Genomic DNA, 25,057 nt, shown 5'->3' with positions numbered 1-25,057 from the left:
GCGCCGCGTGGGCCACCGCGTCCGCTTCCGCCGGGAGTTCGCCCGCGACCTCCGCGATCAGGTGCGCTGGCTCAATGAGAACCGCGGGATCGAGCAGGTTGAGCGCCTGCGGACCGGCCTCGACGAGGCCATCGAGCTCCTCGCCCGCTTCCCCGGGATCGGTCCCGCCGAGGCAAAGGACGACGAGGACCGCGCGGTCGTCCGCAGGCTCCTCCTGCGCAAGCTCCCCTACGTCGTCTGGTATCTCGTGGACGCCTCCGACCCCGACGGTGACCTCTGGCTGCTGCGCCTCTTCCACGCGCGGCAGCAGCGGCCGCTGGCCGGGGCCGGCCTCCCCTCACGGAAGCCGCGGACGAGGTGAACGGGCAATGCGTCGCGTCGCTCCTCCCGGCGCGCGCCAGCCCCCGCAGCGCTCCCGCGCACAGCCCCCCTCGGCGCCCGGCGTGCTATGCACGCGCCGATGAGCGACGTGGTGGTGATCGGCGGCGGCGTGGCCGGGTGCGCCTCGGCGCTGGCCCTGGCGCGGCGCGGGCTGTCCGTCCGCGTCCTTGAGCGCAACCAGAGCGAGGGCGCTTCGTGGGCGGCGGCGGGGATCATCGGCCCCCAGCTCGAGGCCACGGGCGACGGCCCCCTCGCGCGGCTCTGCCTCGCGAGCCGCGCCCTGTACGCGGAGCTCGCCGCGTCGCTCGTCGAGGCGACGGGGATCGACGTCGGGTACCGGCAGAGCGGCGCCCTCCGCGTGGCGTTCACCGCCGAAGGACGCGAGGAGATCGCGCGCGAGCTCGCGTGGCAGCGGGAAGCCGGCCTCGCCGTGGAGATCTGCGACGGCGACGGGGCCCGCGCGCACGCGCCGGCGCTCTGCGACGAGGTCGCCGGCGGCGCGTGGCTCGCCGACGAGGCGCGCATCGATCCGCCCTCGCTCATGCGCGCGCTGCGCATCGCGGCGGAGCGCGCGGGCGTGTTGTTCAGCACCGGGGCGACCGTCCGGCGCATCGTGGTCGAGCGGGAGCACGCCCGCGGCGCGCAGCTCGAGGACGGCACGAAGGTCGAGGCCGGCTGGACGGTGCTCGCCGCCGGGAGCTGGTCGTCCCTGCTCGACGCGTCGGGCCTCGCCCCCTCGGCGGTACGCCCGGTGCGCGGGCAGATCGTCGAGCTCACGCCGGCGACCCCGGTGCTCTCGCAGGTGGTCTACGGCCCCGGCTGCTACCTGTCGCCGCGCGACGACGGGCGCGTACTCGTCGGCGCGACCATGGAGTTCGCCGGCTACGTCACCGCGGTGACGTCGCGCGCCGTGCGCGACCTGCTGACCGCGGCGCTCCGGCTCGCGCCCGCGCTCGGCGACGCGCCGATCGGCAGGACGTGGGCCGGCCTCCGGCCCCACCCGAAGGACGCGCTGCCGATCCTCGGCGAGGGGGAGATCGCGAATCTGATCTTCGCGACAGGGCACTTCCGCAACGGCGTCCTGCTCGCCCCGGTGACGGCGAAGATCGTGGCGGCGCTGATCGCCGGAGAGGAGCCGCCGCTCGATCTGTCGCCCTTCTCGGCCAGGCGAGCCGGTATCGCCGGCTGAGCGGCATCCGCCCCCGTCAACGGGAGCATCCGCCCCCGTCAATGTGGGTCGGATCGCCGGTCGATGTGAGCCGGATCACCTCCCGCAAGGTCAGGAACTTTTCTCGGGGCTCGCCGTGTCCTGAGAGTGTCCGGGAACGAGGCGGCCCACGGCCCTCCTGCTCCCGATCCAGCTCATGCCCACGTCTCCCCACACCTCGTTCGTCGATCGGCTCCTCGCCGAGCTCCCGTGCCTCCTGCGCGCTGCGCGCCGCCTGACGCGCTCGGAGCAGGACGCCGAGGATCTGGCGCAGGCGACGATCGTGCGCGCGATCGAGCGTCACGCCGACCTGCGCGACGAGGATCGCATGCGCGCGTGGCTGCTCCGCATCGAGCGATCGGTGCTGCTCAACGCGACGCGCGGCGCACGGCAGCGGCTCGAGGTGATCGAGGGCGGCCGCGGCGCCGAGTCGGTGCCGGAGCCGCAGGGCAATCTGGAGGCGGAGCTGCTCGAGCGCGGCTTCGCCGACGAGGTCGAGCGCGCGCTCGCGCGCCTGGCCCCGGAGTGGCGCGAGGCGCTGCTCCTGCGGGAGGTCGAGGAGCTTTCCTACGAGGAGATCGCCGATCTCCAGGCGTGCCCGGTGGGCACGGTGCGATCACGGCTCTCGAGGGCGCGGCTCGCGCTCGTCGAGGGCCTCTCCGAACGATGCGAGGAGACGTCATGGCAGGGTGCAACCGCGAGTGGTTCGAGAACATTTCGGCGTGGCACGACGGCGAGGTGACGCCCGAAGACGCGGCGCGGATCGAGGCGCACGTCGCCGGCTGCGCGCCCTGCCGGCGCGCAGCGGAGGTCCTCGGCGGCGTGCGGCGCGCGCTCGTCGCGAAGGCGGACGGGGAGGTCCCGGAGCGCCTGCGCGATCGGGCGGAGGCCGCCGCGCGGAACGCGCGCGCGCGGCGCCGCGGCCCCTGGGCGATCACGGGCGCCGTCGCCGCGGCCGCGGCGGCCGCCGCGCTGCTCGTCGGCAGCCCGAGCCGGGGCGTGAGCGCGGCGATGGCCGACGAGCTCGTGAGCCACCACGTGCGCGGCTTCGCGCGCGAGCGCCCGTGCGACTTCGAGTCCTCCGATCCGGGCGCCGTCGCCGGGTGGCTCGAGGGGAAGCTCGGCTACGAGGTGACCGTCCCGGCGGTGTCCGGCGCCCGGCTGCTCGGGGCGCGCCTCTGCCAGATCGGCGGCACGCGCACGGCGGCGCTCATGTACGAGAGCGGGGACAAGCCGCTCACGGTGTTCGTGCCGCCGCCCGGGTCCGGCGCCGCGACGGCGGCGCGCGCGCTCGCGGGGCGCGGCGTGGGGTGCACCCGGGGGCCGCTCGGCAACGCGATCTGCGCGAGGAGCGTGGAGCAGCCGGTGCTCGCGGTGGCTGAAGTGGACACAGCGGCGCTCGCGCCGGCGCTCTTCGGGCGCTGATCCCGTCGATCGCGAGGACCCATGACGATCGGCTCATTGCTGGCGCTCTTCGGCGCGGGGCTCCTGACGTTCGCGTCGCCCTGCGTGCTCCCCATGCTCCCTGTCTACCTGTCGGCCCTCGGCGGCGCCGGGGCGCTCGGCGGCCCGGACCCCGCGGCGGCGAGGCGCGGCGTGCGCCTCGCCGGTGTCGGCTTCGCGATCGGCCTCGCCATCGTGCTCGTCGCGCTCGGCGCCGGCGCCTCGGCGCTCGCCGCGGCCCTCGCGCCCCACCGGCGCGCGTTCACCGTCGCGTCCGGCGTGCTCCTGGCGCTCTTCGGCGCGAAGCTCCTGGGCGTGCTGCGCCTGCCGTGGCTCGAGCGCGAGGCGCGCCCGCTCCTCTCCCGCCTCCCGGGCGCGGGCGGCTTCTGGGGGGGCATGCTCTTCGGCATCGCCTTCGCGGCGGGGTGGACGCCGTGCGTCGGCCCGGTGCTCGGCGCGGCGTTGACCTATGCGGCCAGCGCGGGCGCGAGCCCGCTCACCGGCGCGATCCAGCTCGGCGCTTACGCCGCGGGCCTCGCCGCGCCGCTCGTCGCCGCGGCCTTCGTCGGGCCGGCGGCCGTCGCGCTCGCGCGCCGCCTGATGCCGGCCACGCCGGCCCTCCAGCGCGTGACGGGGGCGCTGCTCGTGGCCGCCGGGATCGCGGTCGCCGACGGCCGCCTGGACGCCCTCTCACCGGCGCCCGCGGCGGCCGTGGACGCGGGCGCGCCCTGCGAGGTCGGCCCCGCCGGCGCGTGCGCGGCCCCGGAGGGCGCCGTGGCGCACGGCGACGTCGCGCTGCCCGAGGGGATGCCTCGGCTGCTCGAGTTCGAGAGCGCGCACTGCCCGGTGTGCGAGCGCATGGCGCCGCTCGTGAAGGAGCTCGAGGGGCGCTGCGCCAAGGAGGACGGCACCGTCCTGCGCATCCAGGTCGACGATCCGCGCGGGCAGGCCCTCGCCGCCCGCTACGGCGTGCGCTTCGTGCCGACGTTCCTCAGCGTCGACGCCGCCGGGCAGGAGGTGGAGCGCGCCGTCGGCGAGCTGCCTGCCCAGCGGCTCGCGAGCCTCATCGGCGACGTCCGCGGCGAGGCGTGCCCCCCTGCCTTGTGAGCCCACCACGGCGGGGCTCGCTCCCCCTCATCCCCGGAGGCCACCCGAGCTTCGCGGAGCCCCGTGTACCAGCCTTCAGGCGGGAGACACCGTTCCACGAGGGGCTACGTCGCCGCGAGCCGCGCGCGCACCTTGGCGAGCACCGCGACGTCGGCGGGCGGGAAGAGCTCGTCCCGGAGATCGGCCGCCTCGGCCCAGCGCACGTCGGCGACGTCGAGCGCGGCGGGCGCGGGCGAGCCCTCGGCGAGGGCGGCGGCGTAGAAGAGGAGGAGCACCGGCCTCTTCGGATAGCGGTGGTAGGTCACCTCGACGATGTCGCCGACCCGGGCCTCGACGCCTATCTCCTCGCGCAGCTCGCGGATCAGGGCGTCCCGCGGATCCTCGTCGGCCTCGACCTTGCCGCCGGGGAACTCCCACGCGCCCTCGAGGTGCGCGCCCGCCTTGCGCTGCGTGAGCAGGACGCGGCCACGCTCGATGATGACGGCGGCGGCGACGAGGACCAGGGGCGGAGCGGGCTCGGGCGTGGCGGACATGGGCGCCTAGAATGTCGGTCGCGACGCGCAAGACAAGGGCGAACGGCCGGCTCGACGCCGCACATCCCTCGGGCGTCTTCATTGCCTTGCGCCGCTGGGATTTCTCACCCTCGGACGCGTGCGCCGGTCGCGGCGGGAGCGGGGGCGCGATCGGCAGCAGCGGCAGGACCGGGAGCACCTCCGGCAGGCCAGCGCGGCCCGTCGCGACCCGTGCTCACGGCGTGTAGCTGGGCAGCTCGATCACGTAGGCGTCGACGGTATCCCCGTTGCCCCAGTCGCTCCCGAACACGGCGCGCGTGCCGCTCGGGCTGGGCACGGTGTGCGGCTCGGCCCAGTACGGCTCGACGAGGTGGGTGTTCTCCTTGCCCCAGCTCCGGTGACGGCCAATCCGGCAGACCTTGCCCGTGCTCGTGTCGGCGATCAGGTTTTCCATGTCGAGCACCCCTCTGCCCGACGCATCGCCGATCGACGACACGAACACCCATCCCGGCTGCTTGTACGCCATCCCCGAGATGTGCCCTGTCGGGGGATAGGGCCACCCCGTCTCCGGGCCGATGACCACCTTCGAGGTGCCTTCCGCGAGATCCCATGTGACGAGGAGCCCGATGTCGTCATTGCCGCCGGGACCGGGATCGTAGACAGCCCCGTTCCAGGTGTCATGACCGTTCACCCTGCTCAGCGACGCGTGGCCGTACGGCTCCAGCAGGTCCAGCGTACGCACCACGTTCAGCTGCGGATCGGTCACGCCGCCGCTGTCGCTCAGGAACGCGAGCGTCCCGCTCGGCGCGACCTGGGCGGGGTTCTCGTCGAGCGCCTTCCTGGCGAGCACCGTATTCTGGTCGATATCGTAGAGGAACACCTGATCGTCGCACGTGAGGCCGATGCGGTTCGAATCCCACGACATGAACAGCGGGTCGCCGCCCGCGCTCGCGCCGCCCGAGCAGAAGTCGAACGTCGTCACGACCTCCTTCGTCCCGGCGCCGACGTGGTAACGGATGAAGTCCTTGCCGTCGACGTAGAACAGGACGTCGGGATCGGAGGTGTGCCAGTACACCTGCTCGATGTCCGCCGGCGAGATGTCGAGCGCCCCGATGAGCTCGTAGGTCTTGCCGTCGTAGAGCTGGTGCTCGCCGGCCGCGACCGAGAAGAGGATGAGCCTCGACTCGTCCGCGTTCCACGCCGAGATGGTCGAGTACATCGGCTTGATGACAGGGTCGTTCCCGCCGCCCGGCGCGACCGCCGTGATCCGGCGGATCGTGGTGCCGAACTCGGCGTCGGTGACGGCCTCGCCGAGCGCCGGCCTGGCGAGCTCGGTCATCGGGCGCGCTTCCTTGTCCTGCACGAGGCCCGCGCAGAGATCGATCGGCTCGCCCGGGCCCGCGCCGCCGACGCCTGCCGAGCTGCCCGTCCCCGTCGCGCCGGCGGCGCCCGTGCCGGCAGCGCCTGTCCCCGCGGCGCCACCGGATCCGGCCGTGCCTCCGGTCCCGCCGTCTCCGGCCGATGAGCCGCCGCCGGAGCAGGCGGCGAGGAAGGAAGAGGAGACAAGGAGGGTGAGCGAAACGCCGACTCTCATGGGGTTTCCTTGGTGCGAGCCACGATGCGTGGCCGCGGCAGCATACCCCGAAGCAACGTCAGGCGTGCGCGACGGTTTGCAAACCCGCCGGCTGTCCCGGTCGCGGCACAGCCTGATCAGGTAGGGTGCTGTTGAGTTGGCGTTGCTTTTCACGCTACAGTCTCGTGCGAGCCCGGGACGCCGGCTCCACTCGGAGGCAGTCGATGGGCTGGGAAGTCGATCATGTATTCCTTGCGACACCCGACGTCGGCATCGTCGAGCGGATGCTCGCCGAGTTCGGCCTGAACTTCAGCCGCCACGCGGTGCATGAGGGTCAGGGGACCGCGAATGCGTGCGCGGCCTTCGAGAACGCGTTCTTCGAGGTCCTCGGCGTCCATGATCTGGAGGAGCTGCAGACCGAGATCGTTCGGCCGCTGGGGCTACACGAACGCATTCATTGGGCCGAGACAGGCGCATGCCCGTTTGGCATCTGTTTCAGGACCACCGATGCCGGAGGCGCCGGGGACTGGCCCTTCGAGACCTGGGACTACAAGCCGAAATACATGCCGACGGGCATGAGCATGCCCATCGTGACGCCGAGAGGGTCCCTGGCGGAGCCCATGATATTCGTGGCGCCCCAGACCCTCAGGCGAACCACCCCGATCGAGTCGCGATCGCATCGCGGCGCGCGCCGGACGCTGACGCGTGTACGGCTGCAACTGCCAGCGGAGAGCCCGCCGCTCTCGTCGGGCGTGCGCTGGTTCGTGGACCAGGGCATGCTCTCGATCGATCGTGGGGCGACCCGCTCTCTCGAGCTGGAGTGGGATCACGGTCACGAAGGGCAATCTCACCAGTTCCCTGCAGAAGTGCCGCTCGTCGTGCGCTGGTAGAGCGGGCTTTCGCTGTACGGTGGGGGGAAGCACGAGCGCTCGCCCGGCCAGGCGGTCGCGCGTCTGCCCGCGGCGGCCCCCGCGGCACGGGGAGCCCGGCCGCCCGCCGACCCCGGAGCCGCCCGGAGGCCGGAGGCCGGAGCCGGAGAGCGAGCCCGCTTCCCTTTGCCGCCGAGGTGTGGGATGCGCCTGCCATGAGCGTCACGTACCGGGAAGCCGGGGTCGATATCGATGCAGGGGACGCGCTCGTCGAGCGCATCAAGCGACTCGCGAAGCCGACGCGCATCCCCGAGGTGCTCGCCGACGTGGGCGGCTTCGCCGGGCTGTGCGCGCTGCCGGGCGGGCTGTCCGAGCCGGTGCTGGTCAGCGGCACGGACGGGGTCGGCACCAAGCTGAAGGTGGCGTTCGCGACGGGCGTCCACGACACCGTCGGCATCGATCTCGTCGCGATGTGCGTGAACGACGTGCTGACCGTGGGCGCGCGGCCGCTGTTCTTCCTCGACTACTTCGCGACGGGCAAGCTCGACGTCGACGTGGGCGAGGCCGTGGTCCGCGGCATCGCCGAGGGCTGCAAGCAGGCCGGATGCGCGCTGATCGGCGGCGAGACGGCCGAGCTGCCGGGCATGTACGCGGACGGCGAGTACGACCTCGCCGGGTTCGCCGTCGGCGTCGTCGAGCGGTCGCGCATCCTCGACGGCAAGCGGATCGCGGCCGGCGATGCGGTCATCGGCGTGGCGTCGAGCGGGCTGCACTCGAACGGCTTCTCGCTCGCGCGGCGCGTGCTCGAGAAGGAGATGGGGCTCACGATGAGCGACCGCGTGGCCGACCTCGGCGGCACCGTGGGGGAGGCGCTGCTGACGCCGACCCGGATCTACGCCCGCGCGATCACGGCGCTCCTCGGGGCCTGCGGCGATGCGGTCCGGGGGCTGTCGCACATCACGGGCGGCGGCCTGCCGGGGAACCTGCCGCGGGTGCTGCCGGACGGGCTGGGCGCGCGGCTCGACCTCCGCTCCTACCAGCGGCCGGCGGTGTTCCAGGTGCTCCAGCGCGGCGGCCCCGTGGAGGAGGCCGAGATGCGGCGCACGTTCAACCTCGGCGTCGGGCTGGTCGCGGTCGTGGAGAAGGGCGCCGCCGACCGGGCCATCGAGGCGTTCGCGAAGAGCGGCGAGCAGGCCTGGGTGCTCGGGGAGGTCGTGTCGGTCGGCGACGTGCCGTTCGAGGAGCGCGTGCTGTTCGGATGAGCGGGCCGGCGCCGGCGAGGGCGATGCGCGGCGCGCAGGACCGGATGCGCCGGGCGGCCGCGCGGGCCGCGCGGCGCGAGCTCAGCCGCCTTCGAGCCGCGATCGCAGGTTCTTGATCGCCTCGTCGATCGCCCGGCTCTTCTTGTAACAGGGCCTCACCGTCGTCTCGAGCACGACGAGGGTGCGCTGGTCGCCATCGGAGACCGCGCGCTCGAGGAACGGGAGCTTCTCGCCGCACGTGGCGTCGCGCAGCTCGAAGGAGATCCGGACCGCTGGGGTCCCGCGGGCCGCGATCTCCGGATCGCGGAGCAGCTTCGCGGCCCGGGTGGCCGGCGTGGAGCGACCGCGGGTCTCGACGATCTCGTAGAGCACGTCGATGCCCGCCGTCCCGAAGCGGCTCGAGAGCGCGTCGAAGACCTTGTCGGCGTGCTCCTCGCCCGTCTTCGCGATGGCGATGGCGACGTTGCGCGCCGCGATCGCGAGCGCGCGCTCCCGGAGCGCCGTCGGATCGCGCTCCGCGAGCTGTTGGATCACGTCGGCGGCCTTCACCCACCGGCGCGCCCTGACAGCGTCGGTGAGCGCCTTCCGGGCCGCTTCATCGGGCGGGGGTTCAGCCGGCGCGTCGGGCGCCGCCGGCGCAGCGGCCTCGGGCGCCGGCGCCGTGGGCGCGGGGGTCTCGGGGACGGCGGCGGTCGGGGCCGGCTCGCTCGTGGCGAGCGCGCTCGCGGGGGGCCTCGCGGGGCCGAGCTGGGGCTCCGGCTCGGGCGGGGCGCGCCCACCGCCGGCGAGCGCCGCGATGATGGCCGCCGCGAGGAGGCCGCCGCCCAGGTACGGGGCCAGCCGGCCGACGCGGCCGCCGAGGCCTTCGGGGCCCAGCCGCGACGCGCGAGCCTCCCGCGCTTCGCGCTTTCGCCTGGCCTTCTCCTCGCGCTCGCGCGCGGCGCGCTCTGCCTCCTCGGCGAGCTTCCGCTTGGCCTCTTCCTCGCGCTCGCGGGCGACGCGCTCTGCCTCGGCGGCCTCCAGCTCCCGCAGCAGCGTCGGGGCGAAGGCTGGCCGCGAGCCGCTCATCCGCTCGGACGTCGGCTCCGAGACGGGCGCCTCATCCTCTGCGGGCGGCTCGTCCGGCGGCGGGGACGCGGACGCCACGGGAGCCGGCTCGGTCTGCGGCGGCTGCGCCTTCACGGACGGCGCGGGCGACGGCGATGGCGCCGGCTCCGCGTCGGCCCCGGACGGCGGCTTCGACGACGGCGGCTTGGCGACGGATGCCGCCTCCACAGCGGATGCGGCCAGCGGCTCCGATGACGCACGCTCCGCCGCAGACGACGACGGCGGCTTCGACGGCGAACTCTCTGCCGCAGACGACGACGGCGGCTTCGATGGCGAGCTCTCCGCCGCAGACGACGACGGCAGCTTCGATGGCGCACTCTCCGCCGCTGGCGACGACGGCGGTTTCGATGGCGAACTCTCCGCCGCAGACGACGACGGCGCCTTGGACGACGCCGGCTTCGCGACGGACGCCGGCTCCGCAGCGGACGCGGGCAGCGCCTTCGATGGCGAACTCTCCGCCGCTGGCGACGACGGCGGCTTCGATGGCGAACGCTTCGCCGCAGACGACGACGGCGGCTTCGATGGCGCACTCTCCGCCGCTGGCGACGACGGCGGCTTCGATGGCGCACTCTCCGCCGCTGGCGACGACGGCGGCTTCGATGGCACCTGCTCCGCTTCAGGCGACGACGGCGGCCTCGACGACGCCGGCTTCGCGACGGACGCCGACTCCACAGCGGACGTGGACGGCGGCTTCGATGACGCACGCTCCGCTGACGGCGGCTTCGATGGCGAACTCTCCGCCGCTCGCGACGATGGCGGCTTCGACGGCGAGCTCTCCGCCGCTCGCGACGACGGCGGCTTCGACGGCGAACTCTCCGCCGCTGGCGATGACGGCGGCTTCGACGGCGCCTGCTCCGCTTCAGGCGACGACGGCTCCTCCACGCCCGACGGCGACGGCTTCTTCGCCGAGGGCTCTACGGGGCGACGCTCCGGCTGACCCGGCGACGACAAGAGATCGTCCAGCGACAGCCGCAGGGAGCTGAGTCCCGTTGCCGCCGTCGCCACAGGCGCTTCGACGGACCGCGCTGCCTCCCCAGGCGATGGATCCGTCGAGACCGGCAGCGCCCGCTCCTCCGGTGTCGCCGGCTCCTGCGACGGCGCCGCCGCATCGAACAGCTGCCACGAGTCGCGCGGCGGCCGCGGGTCATCGGCCTCGGAAGGAGCGCCACCGCCGGCTGCTTCGCGAGCGAAAGCCGCCTGGGCGATGAGCGCCGCGCCGCCTACCGTCGTCGGGCGCGCGTCCTCCGGCACGCTCGAGTCGTCGGCCGCGGCGGCAGCGTCGGCCCTGGCGGCCTCCTGCGCAAAGGCGACCTGCGCCATGAACGCCGCGCCGCCCACCGCCGTCGGGCGCGAGTCGCGCGTCAGCTCGGCGACGAGGGTCGGCGTGTTGCGCACCGGCGTCGGCCGCGAGTGGCTGAGGGCGTCCTCGTCGTCTTCGTCGCCCTCCGCCGGCTCCGCGGCCGCCGCTGGCCCCGCCGGCTCCACGGCCGCCGCTGGCCCCGCCGGCTCCACGGCCGCCGTCATCCCCGCCAGCTCCACGCTGTCCGCGCGCCCCTCCCCCGGCTCGCTCGACGCGCGCGCTCGCCCTGCCTCCGGCGCGCCCGCGCCGCTGCCGGCGGGCGCCAGCGCGCCCGCGACGTCCTCCAGCGAGACCAGGCACGAATCGCCGAGGAGGATCGCCGACGAGCCGCCGGCGCTCGCGTCGGTCGCGCGCGACGGCGCGCTGGGCACGGGCGGCCGGTTGCTCGGCACGCGGGCCGCGTCCGCGATCGCGGGCACCGACGCCATCTCCGCCCTCGATGACATCTCCCCCCTCGACGCCATCTCCGCCCGCGGCTCGTGCACGGCGATCCCCGACACGGAGCACGCATCGTCGAGCGCCGCGATCAGCTCCGCCGCGGTCCCGAAGCGGGCGCGCGGATTCTTCTCGAGGAGGAGCCGCACGACCGCCTCGAGGGCAGGCGGGGCCTCGACGCCGGGCGAGTGCGTGGCGATCGCCGGCACGGGCGCGCTCCGCTGCTGGTTGAAGAGCTCGACCGGATCCTTGGCCAGGAACGGGTGCTTGCCGGCCAGCATCTCGTAGAGGATCAGGCCCAGGGCGTAGAGATCCGCGCGCTCGTCGACGAAATCCATCCCCAGCGCCGACTCCGGGGCGAGGTAGGCGATGGTCCCGAAGATCACGCCGGCCGTGGTGAGCCGGACCGGGAGCGAGTCGGCCCCCGCCCGCGCGGACTCCGGCGACGCGGTGGACCGGCGCAGCTGATCGACGCTCACCTTCGCGAGGCCGAAGTCGATGAGCTTCACGAGGTCGCCCTGCGGCTCGACGACCATCACGTTGCGCGGCTTCACGTCGCGGTGGACGATGCCCATCGCGTGGGTCGCGTCGAGCGCGGCCGCGAGCTGCCTGGCGATCAGGGCGGCGCGCGCGGCGGGCACCGGCCCGCGCCGGATGATCTCGTGGAGCGTCGTGCCGCGCACGTACTCGAGGACAAGGAAGAACGAGCCGTCCTCCGCCTCGCCGAAATCGGTCGCGGTCGCGACGTTCCGGTGCTGGATGTGGGCGCCGGCGATGGCCTCGCGCTCGAAGCGCTGCACGAGCTCGGGGAGCCGCTCGGTGTCGGGGTGCAGGATCTTGATCGCGACGCGCTTGTGCATGTGCACGTGCTCGCCGCGGTAGACAGCGCCCATGCCGCCCATCGCGATGACCTCGTCGATGCGGTAGCGCTTCGAGATCACCCGCCCGAGGTAGGACCTCGCCCGGTGCTTCGCGGCCTCGTCGGCGGTAAGGGTCGGCTCAGGCGGGCGTTCCGACATCGTGGCGCCGCCACCCTACCCCGAGCGGCGCGGCATTGGTAGGTGGCCGGCCAGAGGGGCCCGGCCACGGCGAGGCGCGAGCGTGCGCAGCCGCAAATGACAGCGCGAGCGGCCCGGAGGTCGCCTCGCGGCCCTCGATGCGCCCCCCCGAGACCCGGGCGGCCGCTTCTGCCCCGGATCTCTCCCGCGCCCGCCTCCGCCGTAGTATCTGCCCCCCATGCCCCCCCTCGATCTCGGCGTCCTCATCTCCGGCCGCGGCTCGAACCTCCAGGCGATCCTGGACGCGATCGCCGCCGGCCACCTCGACGCCCGCGTGCGGCTCGTCCTGTCCAACCGGCCCGACGTGGAGGGCCTCGCGCGCGCCGAGCGCGCCGGGGTCCCCACGCGCGTCATCGCGCACCGGGACTTCGCCGATCGCGACAGCTTCGACGCCGCCGCCGTCGACGCCCTCCGCGAGGCGGGCGCGACCTGGGTCGTCCTCGCGGGCTTCATGCGCCTGCTCACGACGACCTTCCTCGACGCCTTCCCGCACCGGGTCGTGAACATCCACCCGTCGCTCCTGCCCTCCTTCCCCGGTGTCGACGCCCAGCGGCAGGCGCTCGATCACGGCGTGCGCGTCACCGGCTGCACGGTCCACCTCGTCGACGCCGGCACCGACACCGGGCCCATCCTCGCGCAGGCCGCCGTCCCCGTGCTCGACGGGGACGACCGCGACGCGCTCGCCGCGCGCATCCTCGTCCAGGAGCACGCCCTGCTGATCCGCGCGCTCTCGTGGATCGCCGAGGGGCGCCTCCACATCGCGCCGCCTGACGTGCCGGGCGGGCGAGCGCGCGCGACGCTCGCCGGCGTCGAGACCGCGCTCGGGCTCGCCCAGGGCGGCCCTGCGCAGGGAAGCGCCGGGGAGGTCAGGGAAGTCGGAGAAGTCGGGGAAGGGGCGTGATCCACAAGCACTACGACGTCATCGTCCTCGGCCGGTCCATCGGCGCGCTCACGGCCGCGGCGCTCCTCGCGCGCCGCGACTTCACCGTGATGGTCGTCGGGCACGGCGAGCGCCCGCCCACCTACCGCCTCGACCAGCACGTCCTCCGCCGGCGCGCCTTCACGATGCTCGCCGAGCCCTCGCCCGCGTGGCGCCGCTTCCTCGTCGAGCTCGCCCAGTCGCAGACCTGGAAGCGCCGCATCGTCCCGGCCATGCCCATGCTGCAGGCCGTCGCGCCGCGCCGGCGCCTCGACGTGCCGCCCGACATGGTCCTCTTCGGCCGCGAGATCGACCGCGAGTTCCCCGAGCTCCGGCGGGTCGTCGACGAGCTCTACGCCGAGCTCGCCCACGTCAACGGCGCCGCGGACGACGCCTTCTCGCACGACGCCCTCTGGCCGCCGGGCACCTTCTGGGAGCGGCGCGAGACCGCGCGTTACGCCGGCATGCTCCCCTACGCGCGCGCCGAGCCCGACGCCGACCTGCTCGTCGAGTTCCCGCGCGGCCACCTGTTCCGCTCGATCGTCACGCAGTCCGTCCTCTTCGCCACGGACCTCTCGGCGCTCCCGCCCCCCTTCGCGGTCGCGCGCCTGCACGGGGCGTGGACGCGCGGGCTGATGATGCTCCCGCGCGGCGAGGAGGAGCTCGAGGAGTTCCTCGTCGAGCGCATCCTCGCCCACGGCGGCCGCTGCCTGCTCGACGAGCGCGCCGCGTCGGTCCACGTCCGAAGGGGCACCGCCGCGGGGGTCGTGCTCGACGGCGACGATCACCCGAACGGCAGCAGCTTCGTCATCACCGACATGGACGGCGAGACGCTCGCGAGCCTCTCGGGCGGCGAGGGCATCCACAAGCGCGCGCTGCGCGAGTGGCCGCGGATCACCTCCTCGGTCGGCCGCTTCGTGGTGTCGCTCATCGTGCGCCGCGAGGGTTTGCCCGAGCCGCTCGGCCCCGAGGCGCTGCTGTTCCCTTTCCCGTCCGCGTCGGCGGGCCGCTCGCCCGCGCCGCCGCGCGTGTCGAGCGACGGCGCCTCCGGGGGCCGTCCGAGCTCGCCGCGGCAGACGCGACCGACCGGCCCCGGGCGCCCCGTGGTCCATCTCCAGCGCTGCGATCTGCCGGCTCCCTCGACCGACACGCTGCTCGTGGCGGAGATCCTGCTCCCCGACCGGGGCCCGCTGTCGCTGCTCGAGGCGCGCCAGGCGGTGCTCGACGCGCTCACGGCCGAGCTCCCCTTCCTCGAGCGCCACCTCGTGCTCGTCGACTCGGTGCACGACGGGCTGCCGGTGTGGCTCTACGACGGCCAGCGCCGCCGTCTCATCGAGCGTGCCGCGCTGAAGGGCGCGGCTCCGGGCGCCGAGCCGATGGTGCGGCAGCTCGAGGTCGACCCGCCCGGCTACCTCGGGCTCGCGGGCGAGCCGATCCGCGGGCCGATCGAGCGCACTCTGCTCGTCGGCCGGAGCGTGCTGCCCGGACTCGGCCAGGAGGGCCAGCTGCTCGCCGCCTGGGGCGCCGCCCGGCTCGTGACCCGGACCGACCGGAGGAAGGAGCGGATGCGGAGGGACATGTGGAGCAAGGTGGAAATCGGCTAGCGCCGCGTCGTCGAACCGGTCTGGCCCGATACGGCCCCGACCGGCCGCCGTCGATGCGAGGAGCGCTGGTAGCGGAGAACGACCCGAGCGCCGGTCGGGGAAGGCAGGGGCAGCATCTGCTTCAGGTCGCCGGATTCGCCGGCGCCTCGAGATCCTCGGGGCGGACGCGGCCCTGGCGGCGCATCTCGCGCGCGAGAAAGGGAGCCTGCTCCTCGAGGAACCAGAGCGGGATGGGTCGCGAGGAGGCCTTGGGCTGCCAGTACAGGTCGAAATAACGACGTCGCGCGCTCCTGCAGTCGCGGGAGTTGAGCTTGAGCCGACGGATCGTCGCTTCAACGCGCTGCAAGGTCTCCGGGGAGAGCGATGCCGCGGGCTTCACCTCCGGGGTGTCCATGTCGAGCTCGAACCAGCCGTCCTGTACGAGGAACGGATCGAGGACCTCCGGGAACTCGCGCTTGCAGGCGTTCATCAATGAGCTCGCGAGCCGGTAGTTGTCCCACTCGTACGCCTGCGCGAGCTCCGTGCGGGTGATGGCTACGAAGTGATCGACGGTGGGACCGGTGACCGGTTCGATGTAAAAGCAGGAGTACGCGCAGATGCCCCTGTACGCATCGTGCAACGCCTCGAGCGCCCGGGTCCAGTATGCGTACTTGCGGAGCACCTCCGGGTCGAGATCCTCGATCCGATCGGCGCGCTGCCTGATGCGCGGCCCACGGCGGCGGATCGTGGGCTCCTGTCCGGTCAGCTCGGCAAGCGCGCTCCGCCCGGGCGATCGGACCTTACCGTCGAAATCGAACCCCGGTGGCCGCGGCTCCGGCTGCTTCTCCACAGGAATCATCGATCGAGCCCGGCCTCTCTGGCCCAGAAGCGCCATCGAACCCAGAACGGGTCAACGTCGGGGAGGCTGGCCCTCAGCTCGTCCCGCGCCGCTGCGAATTCCTCCGGGGCGACGTGGTCACGTCGCATCAGGCTCTCCGCACGCCGGATGGCGTGCTCTGCCTCGAGCGAGCGGGGCTCCTCCAGATCGAAGACATCGGAGGTGAGCCAGGCGTTCGCGTCGCCACGGCGGCGCCACACCTCGCGCCGCAGCACCACCTGCTCGTTGACCAGATCCAGATTCCAGAGCGCGTCCCGTTCGGGATCGAACAGCGGCTCCAGCGAGGCGAGGAGCAGCGGCGAGTGGGTGACGGCCAGCACCTGCACCTCGACGTCTTCGGCTCCGGTGAGCGCGGAGAGCACCCGCAGCAGCGAGCGCAAGATCGTCCGTTGCCAGCGCGGGTGCAGGTGCGCCTCGAGCTCGTCGACCAGGAAGATGATCTGCTTCGTGACTTCCTGATTGAGCAGCCGGCTCGCCTGGACGTGCTCCTGCCAGGTCCACACGAGCAGGTACGCGATCGCGATGATGCGCTTGACCGCCGCCGAGACGTACACGACAGGTACTTCTTGCCCGTAAAGCGTCTTCAACGTCGGCATGTCGCGCGCGTCCTCGAGGCTCACGCGGGTCAGCTCACCGAGCTCCAGCCGCTCGTGCTCTGAAGGGGAGAGCGCCTCGAGCCCCTGCATCAGGTGCAGGAAGGATGCATCGCCTCTCCCCTTCCAAGAGGCCAAGTCCCGGATCAGACCATTGCAGAGCACCTTGCCGTCCGGCTCCAGCCCGTCCCAGACCTCCTTCGGATTGAAATGATACGCCGGCGGTCGATCCGGCGCATCGACGCTCAGCGAAGGCACGTTCTTCCAGGTGTTCCGCGCCGGATCCCAGACCGAGAACGACCCGTCCACGCGGGCATAGAGCACCATGCCCGGGTTGGCCGGGAAGCCTCGCTTCATGGGCCAGGCCTGCGCCCTGAAGTCGTACTGGCTGCTGTGGCCCACCACGCCGTTCTTCACGTGGTAGCGGAAGGAAATGGTGGGTTTGAGCCCGGGGGCGCGGTGCGGGGCGGCCGGATGGCTGGCCCAGCTGCGGGTGAGCGCCCACCAGGCCACGTCGAGGAGGAATGTCTTCCCAAGCCCGTTGTCGCCGGTGATCAGATTGAGCCGGGGCGCGAGATCGAGCTCCAGGTGCGGGGCCGGTCCGACGTGGTGGAGTTCCAACCGTGCGAGCATTCCCTCTCCGGAGCGGTGGGCCGCCTTCACCCAGCGCCCTGCCCCCTCTACGCCATCGGACGCTTTGCTGCCACATCCACGCGCTGCAGCGTCCGCGACGACCTCGGCCGCCTTGGAACGAGGCGGCCGAGGACCGCGGGCCCCGCGCAAGCCGTCCACCTCGTTCGCGTGCGTCGTCCGGCCGCTCGCCTGGGCCTTGCCGCCCGCCGGCATGTGCCGGCGGGCGGCGACGCCCCAGCGAAGCGACAACTCGGCGCGGGCGGGCGCCTCACAGGCTTCGAGGAAATACCTGAAAGAACCCGTCGCGCTCGACCACGGTGAGCGGCACGTCGAACAGACGGGACAGGTTGTCGTCGGTCAGCACCGCGCGCTTCGGGCCATCGGCGAAGACGCGGCCACTCCTCAGCAGGACGACCCGCCCGATCTCCGGCGGGATCTCCTGCACATGGTGCGTCACCAGGATCAGCGTCTTGCCCTGCCGCGCGAGGCGCCTGAGCAGATCGATGAGCTCGAACGCGGCCTTCAGATCGAGGCTCGTCGTCGGCTCGTCGAACACCAGCGCCTCCGGGTCGTGCACAAGGGCGCGCGCGAGCAGGCAGCGCCGCTGCTCGCCGGCGGACATCTCCGCGATGGGCTTGTCGCCGAGGTGCGCGACGCCGAGGTCGCGGAGCACCTCCTCGGCGCGCCGGCGCTGCGCGGCGGTCGGCGGCTCGTGCTCGTGCAGCCCGGCGCTCGCGAAGAAGCCGGAGAGCACCACATCGGAGCCCCGCACACCCCGGGGATAGGCCATCTGCAGCTCGTACGACACGAGCCCCAACCTGCGCCTGAGCGCGGACACCTCCCACCTTTCGTGACCGAGTATCCGCACATGCGAGCCTTCGCGGTGGACCGGATAGATTTCCCGTGAGAGAAGCCGCAGCAAGGTCGACTTCCCGGCGCCGTTGGGCCCGAGGATCGCGGTGTTCTCGCCCTGCTCGATGCGCAGCGACAGCCCCTCGAAGACGCGCGTATCGCCGCGGAAGACCTCGGCGTCCTCGATCTCGATGAGCGCGGGCGCGATCATCGCTCCACTCCACGGTGCTGGTTCATCGGGCGCAGACTACCCGCTTGCCAGCGTCCCGCACCGAGAAATCAGGGCGTTCGCGGTGGATCATCCGTGCCCCGGTTCGGCGATCCACTCCATCGGCCCACTCTCTATCTCTCGCGGACAGGCACCGTCGGAATGTGCCCGTGAACCGGCGTTCTCCTCTCTGGAGAGACGATGGCCCGGCCGTTGCAACGCTCTACGAACCTTCCTTTCAACAAGCGCCCCGTGCCAAGCCGATGCTGGCACTCGGGAGCGGAAAAATCCGATGCGGCGCGGAGCCGCTCGGTCACTTGGAGATTGACAATGACGAAGATCAAGGGTTCGCTTTTCGGTGCTGGGGCAGCTCTGTGCCTGCTCGCCGCTGTCGGCGGGTGCATCGTTGTCGCGGACGATGGTTCCAGCGCCTCCGAAGAGGACGAGATTTTCGCCGATGAGGCAGCGGCGGCCGCGGCGGCATCGCAGATGCGCTTCGGCGTCGCTCCGCAGTGGAGCCAGAGCTGGTCGCCGCCCCAGTCCGGACCCGCCAACGTCGATGTGGTCGCCGTCGGGGACTGGTTGCAATCGGGCGGCTTCACCAGCACGCACAAGAACAAGCTTACGCAGATCGTCAACGCGGGGAAGACCCCCTACTTCTTCGGCTACATCGCCACGGACATGACGAAGAAGGGGCTCGGGTCCGAGAACGACTGCGACGGCAACAGCGGCGCACCGCTGTGCCAGAGGGGCGCGGCGTACGTGCGCGCCAACATCGGCGCGATGGTGACCAAGTACAAGGACGCGGCGCAGAAGATCTACGCGGGCCTCGGGGGCAGGGCGGTCGAGCCGCTGATCCACATCGAGCCGGACTGGTACCAGTTCTCGCAGAAGGATCAGCAGAACGCGTTCGACAAGACGGAATCCGACGGCTTCATGAACCAGATCCTCGGCGCCATCAAGTCGGGCTGCCCCTCGTGCAGGGTGGTCATCGACTTCAGCCCGTGGTTCAACCCGTCTGCGACCCGGTGGGCGACGACGCCCGGCGGGTTCTACGCCGGCTGGGATCGCAGCGTCGTCAAGTACGTCGGCCTCACGGGCAAGCAGTTCCCGTTCACCGAGGGCAAGATCGACAACTTCACCTACCGCGATATCACCACCGCGCTCGGCCTGCCGCTCGTCATCGTGGACGCGTACACGTTCGGCGGCGGCCCGATCAACGTCGACTCCACCTGGCTCAACGAGAGCAACGTCGCCAAGGCCGTCGACATGGGCGTCGCGATCGTCATGCTCTCCCAGACGGGCGACGTCGCCGGCTATGACAGCTTCATCGCCCGGGTGAAGGGCAGCAGCAGCTCCAGCTCGAGCAGCACCACCACCTCCAGCAGCTCCAGCTCCAGCACCTCCGGCAGCGGTGGTGGCGGCGGCGGCACCACCACGTCCTCGTCGAGCAGCAGCAGCAGCAGCAGCAGCAGCAGCACCGGCGGCGGCGGCAGCGGCGGGGGCAACCCCGGGACCGGCGTGCGCGTGGAGGGCGGCGACATCACCATCGGCATCACCCCCAACTCGACCTGGACGGGCGGCTACTGCAACAACGTCAAGCTGACCAAGAAAGACAGCGGCGAGACCCCATGGAAGCTCTACGTGCCCTCGAACGGCGCGACGCTCCGTGACTTCTGGAACACCAACGCCGTCAAGCAAGGCACCGACTTCGTGTTCACCGGCGTGAACTGGAACGCCAAGATCAAGTCTGGAACGGCCGTCGAGTTCGGGTACTGCGCGAACGGCAACCGCTGAGCTCCAGTCGATTGGCGCCGCGCCAGCCGAGGAGGCGACACAGCCCCCGGCGGCGCGGCGCGCCGCGCCCGCAGGATCGGCCGAACGACACGGGAAGCGCGCCTCTCGGGGCTCCCCGCGCGGCCTCCACGCCCGGTCGCGCTCGCCCGCGGCCCGCGCCCTCTGGTACCGTGGGCGCCCCGTGCCCTCCGCCCCGCAGCGCTTCCCCTTCGCCGGCAATGGCCCGGTCGACCCCCTCCACGCCGCCGCGCTCCCTTGTCGCCGGGCGCGCCCTCCGGTCCGGGGCGCCGCATGGCGCTGAGGCTCCGGGTCACCTGGCGCAATGCGGGCAGCCCGCTCCTGCCCGACGCGCTCGCCGACGTGCAGGCGGCGGCCGACGACGCGCCGCTGCCGCTCGCCGGCTCGAGCCCTGGGCGGCGCGAGTTCGTGATCCCCGCCGGGGCGTCGCGCGTCGCGCTCAGCGCGCGCTTCTCGGCGGCGTTCGACGCCTTCGAGGACGTCCCCGCCCTGGAGGAAGAGGTCCTGTCGGTCGACCAGGCGTTCGACGTGGCGAGCGGCGGGACGGCGCTCAGCCCCGCCCCGGACCCGGCGCTCGGGCAGGCTCACCCGCTCGTCGACGTGCAATCGGCGCCCGGCCTCGCGCTCGCCCAGATCAGGACGGATTTCGTCGATATCACCCCGTTCTGGATGGCCTACGCCGGGTATGCGGACGAGTACCGGCGCGAGCACCGGTCCGGGACCGAGCTCGTGGCCCTCGGCGCCACAGCGGGGGATCCGAAGATCTGGTTCGCGAGCATCCCGGAGGCCTGCAAGGCGCCGCCGGACGATGGAATCTCGGCCCTCGTGTTCTACCGGCCGGAAGGGTACCCGTATACCCGGGTCGACCAGCGCCACGAGATGTTCGGGCTGAATCGATACCTGCTCATGCCCGACCCGTCTCCCGGCGCGTCGTTCTGGGCGCGCGACGTGTTCGAGCGCGATCCGCGCGACCAGTCCCGCTGGGTCTATGTCCGCTGCGGCTTCGAGGAGGCGCTCGCCGCGAGCGGCAGGGCGGTGGTCATGCTGCACCCGTGGCCGAGCGGGGCGAGCTTCGGCGCCGCCACGACAGCGAGCCTGCCGGGCCTCGCCGAGGCAGCGCTCCGCTTCCTCTGCGGCGCGCGGAAGATCGGCACGGGGCAGGGCGGGCCGCGGCTCGGCAAGCTCGGGCTCGCGGGCTTCAGCGCCGGCGGGCTGGCCCTGTGGCAGGCGCTCGCGGCCAACAAGGACCGCGTGAGCGAGGTGTTCGCGTTCGACGCCCGCGGCATCGCCAAGAACGAGGCCTTGCTCGTGCGCTGGCTCGGCGGCGACGCCTCGCGCCGCCTGCGGATGACCGGCGGCCATCAGCTCGACGCGAACGCGGCGCTCCAGCAGAAGCTCCCCGGCCCCTCCAGGGAAGCGCGCCTGACCAGCCTGCCGCCCGACAAGAGCGGCTATCTCCCCGGGGCGAACCCGCGCTGGGATCACGTGTGCTCCTCGCTCGAGGCGAGCGAGAAGGATACCTATCTGAACGCCGACTGGGTATGGCACCAGTTCGCGATGTTCGGGGGCTTCCCGGAGGCTGGAGAGCAAGCCGCCGTCACGTTCCTCCAGCGCTTTCTGGAGGAGTCGGAGCTCTGAGCCGCGCCGAGGCCGAGATCCGGCCGGCCGACGACCGGGCATATCAGATTCAAACGCAAAGACGCAAAGACGCAAAGGCGCAAAGGCGCAAAAAAGAGATGGGATTGAGCACGACGAGATAGTCAGGGCATGGCATTCGAGGCCCCCTTTCCTCTCGTCTTTTTGCGTCTTTGCGTCTTTGCGCCTTTGCGTTCAATTCTCTCACGCCTGAGCGATGAGCCGCGCCAGCACCCGCATGTCCTCGTCGTCGCCCATCCTCGCGAGCGCGGCGCGCGCCCTCGCGAGCGCGGGCTCGACGTAGCGCAGGTAGGTCGGATCCACGCCGATGCGGTCGAGAAAGACGAAGCGGCCGGCGTCCTTCAGCTTGCGCTGGACCGTGAGCACCTCGAACTCCCGGCCAAGCGCGTCGCGCGCCGTCCGGTCGAGCGAGGCGGCGGCGGCATAGTCGTCCAGCCGGGCCTCGACGAAGGAGCGATCCAGGTCCTGGGCGCTGTCATTGAGGAGCGTCGCGAGATCGTAGGCGCGCGGGCCGAGGAGGGCGTCCTGGAAGTCGAGCCAGGCGATCTCGAGGCCCCCGCCCGCCGCGTCCACGATCATGAGGTTCTGGCTCTGGTAATCGCGGTGAACGAAGCCCCGCGGCCACGCGGCGATGCGCCGGGCGAGGCGCTCCGAGACGGCGTCGAGCTCCGCCCGCGCGACGTCGCCCAGCCGGAGCCCGCGCGCGTCGAGCGCCCACGCGCGGAAATGGTCGAGCTCCCAGCGCAGGAGCGTCTCGTCGAGCGCGCACGAGTCGACGATCGAGCCGCTCGGGAGCGCCGCGAGCGCCCGCTGCGCCCGGGCGAGATCGCGCGCGGCCAGCGCGTAGACCTCGGCGCGGCGGGCGGGCGCGCGCTCGACGAAGGCCGAGAGCGTCGCGTCCCCGAGATCCTCCAGGAGGAGCAGGCCGTGCTCGCAGTCCTCGGCGAGGAGCGCCGGCACCCGGACGCCGCGCTCCCGGAGGAGCGCGTGCACCTCGAGGAACGGCCACCGCGGGGGAGCGCCGCCGACCGCGACGCCGTCGGCCCCTGTGCTCGGCGCGAACATCGCGACCGCCGTCCCGGCCGGCGTCACGACGCGCAGATAGCGCCGGCACGACATACCCCCGCGCAGCGGGACCATCGACGACGGGACATGGCCCGTGGCCCGCTGGACGAGCCGGAGCAGGGCGTCGGTGTCGAGCTCGCGCACACCCTTTCCTACGCCGGCGGAGCGTGCCAGACGCTCAGCAGGCGCCGGCGCAGCCGTCGGCGCTGTTGAACCAGAGACCGCCCGAGTCCTCGCACGCGCTGCGGTCGTACCTGCCGGAGCAGCAGCGCTCCTGGCTCTCGCACACCTTCGCGGCGCCCTCGCCGCTCCGGAAGCAGCACTTCCGGCTCTCGGGCGCCTCGGGCGCGGCGGGATCCTCGGGCGCGGCGGGCTCCCCGGGCGCGGTCGCCTTCTCGATGACCACCGGCACCGCGGGCGCGACGAGCGTCGCCACCGTGTCGCAGCCGAACGAGGCAATCATGACGAGGAGGGCGAGCGCCGATCCCAGCGCACGAGCGTTTCCAGCCGGCTTCATGATCGCCGTGGGTGGCATGGGGGCAGTGCGGCGGCAAGTTCGTGACGAGAGCCGTGCTATAACGCCGCGGAATGGCGAACGGTGCGGAGAAGGGCGCGGCGAAGAGCGCGATGAACCGTGGGACGAACGGCGCGACCGGGCCCGTGAGGGTCACGCCGCTGAACGGAGCCGCCGCCACTGCCGTCGCGTGGCGCAGCCGGGGTGAGCTCCACATCACCGTCATCGTCAAGGCCACCTTCGCCTTCGCGGCGGACGCGGAGATGCCCAGGGTCGAGCCGCAGCCGGTCGTCCAGGGGGAGGTCCATCACGGCAACAACCCTGGGCGGAGCGTCCGGCTCACGAGCGATCTGGCGCCGCACCTGGAGCGCGCCGACGTACTCTTCACCGGCCACGCCCACGCGCCGCCGCCGGGCGCGCCCGTGCACGCCTTGCCCGTGCGACTCGCGATCTCCGATGAGGACGGGCTTCTCCTCGACAAGGAGCTTCTGGTCAAGGACAGGGCCGGGTTCCAGCGGATGCCGCTCGTGTACGAGCGGGCGCTCCGCGGCGAGAACGACCAGGAGAACTTCCTCGGCGTGCAGGCGACGGGCGACGCGTCCGAGCCCGAGGCGAACATCGTCGATCCCCTCCAGCCCGCGCGCGCGGCCGGCTTCGGGCCCATCGCGCGCGCCTGGCCCGCGCGCAGGCGGCTGCTCGGGGCCACGCCCCGCAAGGCGCTCGACGCCGCCATCGCCGAGATCCCCGATCCCTTCGAGTGGGCCTATTACCAGGCGGCGCCCCCCGATCAGCGCACGCGTTACCTGCGCGGCGGCGAGTGGATCGAGCTCCACGGGCTCCACCCCACGCTGCCGCGCCTCCGGACGCGGCTGCCCGAGGCGCGCGGCCGAGCGCGCGTCCACGGCCTCTCGGCCTTCGGCGTGAGCGAGGGTCACCCGCTCGAGCTGAACGCGGACACGCTGCGCATCGACGGCGACGAGCAGCGCTGCACCCTCGTCTTCCGGGGCAGCCTGGTCGTCCCCGACGAGGCCGCGCTCGCGGCGGCCACCCTCGTTGCGGGGGTCGAGCTCCCCGGCGAGCCGCTCGAGTGGCCCGAGCTGCCGGCGGAGCAGGGCGCCGCGCGCGGCGTCGACCATGAGCACGACGGCGGCCTGGGGGAGACCCAGGCTGATCCGGGCGCCGGGGCGCGCACGCTGAGCCTCGCGGACGTCGGCGTGGCGGCGGCTGCCCTGGCCTCGGCGGCGGCGACGCCGTTCCGCCCCGGGTCGGCTCCCGGCGACGTCGCCGGGCCGGCCGCGGGCGCGCACGGGCCCCGGCTCGACACCGGGACCCTCTCGATTTCCTCGGCGGAAGAAGGCCCGGAGGGGTCTCCCGCCACGACGCTGGCCCTGCTGCCCGAGCAGGACGCCGAGGCGACGGACCAGCCGGCGCTCCCGTTCCAGCCGGCGCCCCCGGGCGCGGCGCTGCCTGCCTCGATGATCGCCCGGGAGCCGGTCGCGGCGGAGGAGCGCGCGGGCTCGGGCACGCTCGCCCTCTCGCTGGACGACGACTGGGCGCCGGCCGCCGGCGCGCCCGGCCCCTCCCGCGCCTCGGAGGATGGCGCGCTCACGGCCTCACCGGCTCACGCGGAAGCGGCGGAGACCGCGGTCGCGCCGCTTCCGGAGCTGGAGCCGGCCGCGCCGCCTCCGGAGCCGGAGCCCGCGCTGCTGGAGCCCCCGCCGAGGCCGGTGCTCAGCGCCTCGCCGACGCGCGCGCGCTCCCCCGAGCCGGACGAGCCGCCGCCGGCCCCGCCGCCCCGACGGCCGCCGCCTCCACCGCCGGAGCGCCCGGCGCTGCCGACTCCTTCCCCTTCGTTGAGGAGGAGCCTTTACGAACGCTTCGATCGCAAACGGTAGCTCGCGCGAACGGTAGCTCGCCGAGCCCACCTCGACGAGCGCGAGGGGCGCCCGCGCGCGACGCGCCCCAAGGCAGGAGATCTTCTCCCACGGCACGAAGGATGGAGCTGCG

Annotated in this window: 20 protein-coding genes; 12 read left to right on the top strand and 8 right to left on the bottom strand. The window is 73.0% G+C overall.

The window, feature by feature from the left end; genetic code table 11:
* Window positions 1-7: 7 nt before the first annotated feature.
* The 5 genes from WMF45_RS47400 to WMF45_RS47380 all read left to right on the top strand — a co-directional run bounded on the left by WMF45_RS47400 (window position 8) and on the right by WMF45_RS47380 (window position 4,138).
* On the top strand, window positions 8-361 hold the full coding sequence (locus tag WMF45_RS47400; protein ID WP_437713545.1) for a type II toxin-antitoxin system RelE/ParE family toxin: 354 nt from the start codon (window positions 8-10) through the stop codon (window positions 359-361).
* A gap of 99 nt (window positions 362-460) precedes the next feature.
* Entirely contained in the window at window positions 461-1,570 is a 1,110-nt protein-coding gene (thiO, locus tag WMF45_RS47395) for a glycine oxidase ThiO (RefSeq protein WP_437713543.1), read from the top strand.
* Window positions 1,571-1,745: 175 nt separating this feature from the next.
* A complete protein-coding gene (locus tag WMF45_RS47390; RefSeq protein WP_437713541.1) occupies window positions 1,746-2,330 on the top strand; it encodes an RNA polymerase sigma factor in 585 nt (194 codons plus the stop codon).
* Window positions 2,270-3,013, top strand: a complete 744-nt coding sequence (locus WMF45_RS47385; RefSeq protein ID WP_437713540.1) for a zf-HC2 domain-containing protein — start codon at window positions 2,270-2,272, stop codon at window positions 3,011-3,013. Before WMF45_RS47390 ends, WMF45_RS47385 begins: the two co-directional genes overlap by 61 nt.
* 21 nt (window positions 3,014-3,034) lie before the next feature.
* Window positions 3,035-4,138, top strand: coding sequence for a cytochrome c biogenesis protein/redoxin (locus tag WMF45_RS47380; protein ID WP_437713538.1), 1,104 nt, complete (start codon window positions 3,035-3,037; stop codon window positions 4,136-4,138).
* Window positions 4,139-4,242: 104 nt separating this feature from the next.
* Here WMF45_RS47380 and WMF45_RS47375 read toward each other — a convergent pair whose 3' ends face one another.
* Entirely contained in the window at window positions 4,243-4,671 is a 429-nt protein-coding gene (locus WMF45_RS47375; protein ID WP_437547399.1) for a (deoxy)nucleoside triphosphate pyrophosphohydrolase, read from the bottom strand.
* A 214-nt stretch (window positions 4,672-4,885) separates the two neighbouring features.
* Window positions 4,886-6,244, bottom strand: a complete 1,359-nt coding sequence (locus WMF45_RS47370; RefSeq protein ID WP_437713536.1) for a hypothetical protein — start codon at window positions 6,242-6,244, stop codon at window positions 4,886-4,888.
* A gap of 203 nt (window positions 6,245-6,447) precedes the next feature.
* Between WMF45_RS47370 and WMF45_RS47365 the strand changes: the two genes are divergently transcribed.
* Together WMF45_RS47365 and purM are read left to right on the top strand one after the other, a co-directional pair.
* Entirely contained in the window at window positions 6,448-7,113 is a 666-nt protein-coding gene (locus WMF45_RS47365; protein WP_437713534.1) for a VOC family protein, read from the top strand.
* Window positions 7,114-7,307: 194 nt separating this feature from the next.
* Window positions 7,308-8,354, top strand: a complete 1,047-nt coding sequence (gene purM, locus WMF45_RS47360) for a phosphoribosylformylglycinamidine cyclo-ligase (RefSeq protein ID WP_437713532.1) — start codon at window positions 7,308-7,310, stop codon at window positions 8,352-8,354.
* Window positions 8,355-8,435: 81 nt separating this feature from the next.
* Here the strand turns inward: purM and WMF45_RS47355 are convergent, their stop codons facing one another.
* Window positions 8,436-12,275 carry a protein kinase domain-containing protein gene (locus tag WMF45_RS47355; protein WP_437713530.1) on the bottom strand — a complete coding sequence of 1,280 codons (3,840 nt, stop codon included), beginning with the start codon at window positions 12,273-12,275 and terminating at the stop codon, window positions 8,436-8,438.
* A 217-nt stretch (window positions 12,276-12,492) separates the two neighbouring features.
* Between WMF45_RS47355 and purN the strand changes: the two genes are divergently transcribed.
* Together purN and WMF45_RS47345 are read left to right on the top strand one after the other, a co-directional pair.
* On the top strand, window positions 12,493-13,215 hold the full coding sequence (gene purN, locus WMF45_RS47350; protein WP_437713528.1) for a phosphoribosylglycinamide formyltransferase: 723 nt from the start codon (window positions 12,493-12,495) through the stop codon (window positions 13,213-13,215).
* Window positions 13,212-14,837: an NAD(P)-binding protein gene (locus WMF45_RS47345; protein WP_437296318.1), complete on the top strand. Its 1,626-nt coding sequence runs from the start codon at window positions 13,212-13,214 to the stop codon at window positions 14,835-14,837. Before purN ends, WMF45_RS47345 begins: the two co-directional genes overlap by 4 nt.
* A 121-nt stretch (window positions 14,838-14,958) precedes the next feature.
* On the opposite strand, the gene WMF45_RS47340 is transcribed toward WMF45_RS47345, so the two are convergent.
* The 3 genes from WMF45_RS47340 to WMF45_RS47330 form a co-directional block, all read right to left on the bottom strand.
* Window positions 14,959-15,675, bottom strand: coding sequence for a hypothetical protein (locus WMF45_RS47340; protein WP_437713527.1), 717 nt, complete (start codon window positions 15,673-15,675; stop codon window positions 14,959-14,961).
* Complete coding sequence (locus WMF45_RS47335) at window positions 15,672-16,940, bottom strand: AAA family ATPase (protein ID WP_437713525.1); 1,269 nt, start codon at window positions 16,938-16,940, stop codon at window positions 15,672-15,674. Before WMF45_RS47335 ends, WMF45_RS47340 begins: the two co-directional genes overlap by 4 nt.
* Window positions 16,941-17,208: 268 nt before the next feature.
* The gene (locus WMF45_RS47330; protein WP_437713523.1) at window positions 17,209-18,003 is read right to left on the bottom strand and encodes an ABC transporter ATP-binding protein; all 795 of its coding nucleotides are present in this window, start codon (window positions 18,001-18,003) and stop codon (window positions 17,209-17,211) included.
* Window positions 18,004-18,330: 327 nt separating this feature from the next.
* On the opposite strand from WMF45_RS47330, the gene WMF45_RS47325 reads away from it, so the two are divergent.
* On the top strand, window positions 18,331-19,797 hold the full coding sequence (locus WMF45_RS47325) for a cellulose binding domain-containing protein (RefSeq protein WP_437713521.1): 1,467 nt from the start codon (window positions 18,331-18,333) through the stop codon (window positions 19,795-19,797).
* Window positions 19,798-20,088: 291 nt separating this feature from the next.
* Entirely contained in the window at window positions 20,089-21,453 is a 1,365-nt protein-coding gene (locus tag WMF45_RS47320) for a hypothetical protein (protein ID WP_437713519.1), read from the top strand.
* 201 nt (window positions 21,454-21,654) lie between these two features.
* Here the strand turns inward: WMF45_RS47320 and WMF45_RS47315 are convergent, their stop codons facing one another.
* Window positions 21,655-22,680, bottom strand: coding sequence for a phosphotransferase (locus tag WMF45_RS47315; protein WP_437713517.1), 1,026 nt, complete (start codon window positions 22,678-22,680; stop codon window positions 21,655-21,657).
* A 34-nt stretch (window positions 22,681-22,714) separates the two neighbouring features.
* The gene (locus WMF45_RS47310; RefSeq protein WP_437547384.1) at window positions 22,715-23,053 is read right to left on the bottom strand and encodes a hypothetical protein; all 339 of its coding nucleotides are present in this window, start codon (window positions 23,051-23,053) and stop codon (window positions 22,715-22,717) included.
* A 71-nt stretch (window positions 23,054-23,124) separates the two neighbouring features.
* On the opposite strand from WMF45_RS47310, the gene WMF45_RS47305 reads away from it, so the two are divergent.
* Window positions 23,125-24,945 carry a DUF2169 family type VI secretion system accessory protein gene (locus tag WMF45_RS47305; protein WP_437713515.1) on the top strand — a complete coding sequence of 607 codons (1,821 nt, stop codon included), beginning with the start codon at window positions 23,125-23,127 and terminating at the stop codon, window positions 24,943-24,945.
* The last annotated feature ends 112 nt before the right edge of the window (window positions 24,946-25,057 follow it).

This window comes from Sorangium sp. So ce448, assembly GCF_051520915.1.
GTDB lineage: Bacteria > Myxococcota_A > Polyangia > Polyangiales > Polyangiaceae > Sorangium > Sorangium cellulosum_B.
Note: the sequence above shows the minus strand (reverse complement) of the source record. Positions and strands in the feature narration are given on the sequence as shown.